Below are 909 nucleotides of genomic sequence, written 5' to 3' on the forward strand. Positions count from 1 at the left end.
ATCAAGGAGCGTTCGCAGGTCGCCATCAATGAGGGCGAACCGAAGAGCAATCCCTGGGGCGGCCAACTGGTGGGTGGTCCGACCACAGCCAGTACCGGCAATAATGTGGACGACAATATGTCGTTCAGCCAGTTTGCCTGAGTGCGCCTGACGGCCGCCTGATGGCGGCCTTGCTGCGATGAACATGCACCGCAGGGCATATGCCCTGCCGGCGCATGCCATGGTCAGCGCAGGGTGTAGCCGTTGTCGACGATCAGGTCCTGCCCGTGGATGCCCCGTGCGCCCAGCGACAGCAGGTGCAGCATGGCGTCGGCGATCATGGCGGGTTCGAGAAATGCCCCATTCAACAAACGCTGTTCCACTGTCTTGGCCACCGCCGCCAGCGCGTCGTCGCTGAGTTGCAGGGTGCCCCAGATCGGTGTTGCCGTGGGCCCTGGCGATACCATGTTGACCCGGATGTCGTCGGCTGCCAGCTCGACGGCCAGGTTGCGCGCAAAGGCTTTCAGGGCCGCCTTGGAGGCAATGTAGGCGGCGAGGCCGGGAAAGGTTGCCTGCGAGAGAAAGGTGCCGGTGAACACGACCGAGGCTGGGCGGGCCAGGTGGGCTTTCAGGCTGGCCAGGGTATTGAGCGCGCCCGCGCCATTGACGGCCCATTGCCGCTCGAAGGCTGCGGCATCCAGGCCATCGGCCAACTGGGCGATCCCGGCATTGGGGGCCAGGTAGTGTATCGGGCCCAGGGTGTGCGCATACCGGGCCAGCCTGGCGAGGTCGTCGGCGCGGCTGATGTCGCCTTCAAGCCAGGTCAGTCGTTCTCCGTAGTGTTCCTGCAAAGCCCCCAGCTCACCCTGGTGACGGCTCATGGCCAACACCCTGGCCCCGGCCTGGAGCAGGCCGGTCGTCAACGCGTAA

The 909-nt window shown here is 65.3% G+C and carries 1 protein-coding gene; it reads right to left on the reverse strand.

The window, feature by feature from the left end; all coding sequences use genetic code 11:
* Positions 1–224: 224 nt before the first annotated feature.
* Positions 225–909, reverse strand: a 685-nt coding sequence (locus APH36_RS30345; protein ID WP_082426479.1) for an SDR family NAD(P)-dependent oxidoreductase, incomplete at its 5' end; no start/stop codon positions are given.

It is taken from the genome of Pseudomonas sp. NBRC 111133, from assembly GCF_001320605.1.
In the GTDB taxonomy this organism is placed as follows: Bacteria; Pseudomonadota; Gammaproteobacteria; order Pseudomonadales; family Pseudomonadaceae; genus Aquipseudomonas; species Aquipseudomonas monteilii.